We start from the raw sequence: 1,187 nt of genomic DNA on the forward strand, positions 1-1,187 counted from the left end.
GCTAGTGCCCTGAGCGCTTAATTCATTAGCTTATTTTTTATCACGCTCAGCTTTGCCATATGTACGGAGCTGATGATGGCCGCTGCCGTCTTGCTCCACTTGAATGGCTTGGCCGAGTGCTCGTTATGAGCAGTAATGAACTGGCGAATCGCGACTTTTAGGTCAGCAACACTGGTGAAGACACCTCGATACAGCGCCCGTCTCTCCAGTTGTGAAAACCAGCCCTCCACCGCGTTCAACCAAGACGCACTGGTCGGTGTGAAGTGCAACTTGAAGCGTGGATGCTTTTCCAGCCATGCCTTGACTGCAGCGGTTTTGTGGGTCGAGCTGTTGTCCAGGATCACATGGAGATCCAGCTCGGCAGGTGTGTTGTTATCAATCTGCCGGAGAAAATCCAGAAACTCCTTGGCCCGGTGCCGCTGGGTTATCCGGCCCATTACTTCACCGGTCATGATGTCGAACGCGGCGTATAGGCTCGCCGTGCCATGGCGCTTGTAATCATGGGTGCACCGCTCAATCTGTCCGGGCCGAAGTTGCAGCATTGGCTGAGTACGATCCAGCGCCTGGATCTGAGTTTTCTCGTCAACCGAAAGCACCATGGCATTGTCCGGAGGGCTGAGGTAGAGCCCGACGACATCAATGACCTTCTCTGCGAAGTTCGGATCGTTACTGATCTTGAATGTCTTTAATCGGTGCGGTTTGAGATCGGAGGCAGCCCAGATTTGCCGGACTTGCCAGGTGGTAACGCGCGCGTACTTGGCCATCAACCGGACGCTCCAATGCGTTGCTTCTTTCGGCACCCGGTGAGTGGTCAGGGTCAGGATTTCCTTGATTTTCTCAGCACCCAGTTTCAAGGGCTGACCGCTACGCGGCAGGTCGCTCAGGCCGTCGATACCCGACTCCAGGTAGCGTTTTCGCCACTTGAACACCGTTGGTGTCGTGATCTGTAACTGATCACAGATGGCCAAGGGCGTCACCCCTTGAGCAAGCAAAAGTAGTATCCGCGCCCGCTGAGCGAGGCACTGCTCCAGCGTACTCATGCGTAACCAACCTTGAAGCGTGATGACGTCGGCGGGTTGCAGTGCAAAAGGAGCAATGGGTCGAGGCATGCGTATAACCAGCTCGGGTAAGGGCCGCACAGTATACCGTTGCGCGTTAGAAAACGAACTACCCGCTCACGACACTAG

Annotated in this window: 1 protein-coding gene; it reads right to left on the bottom strand. The window is 55.3% G+C overall.

What is annotated here, in order from left to right; translation table 11 throughout:
* Positions 1–17: 17 nt before the first annotated feature.
* On the bottom strand, positions 18–1,109 hold the full coding sequence (locus IAE38_RS23640; protein ID WP_201162933.1) for an IS630 family transposase: 1,092 nt from the start codon (positions 1,107–1,109) through the stop codon (positions 18–20).
* Between the last annotated feature and the right edge of the window lie 78 nt (positions 1,110–1,187).

It is taken from the genome of Pseudomonas sp. S32 (assembly GCF_016648095.1).
Taxonomy (GTDB): Bacteria; Pseudomonadota; Gammaproteobacteria; order Pseudomonadales; family Pseudomonadaceae; genus Aquipseudomonas; species Aquipseudomonas parafulva.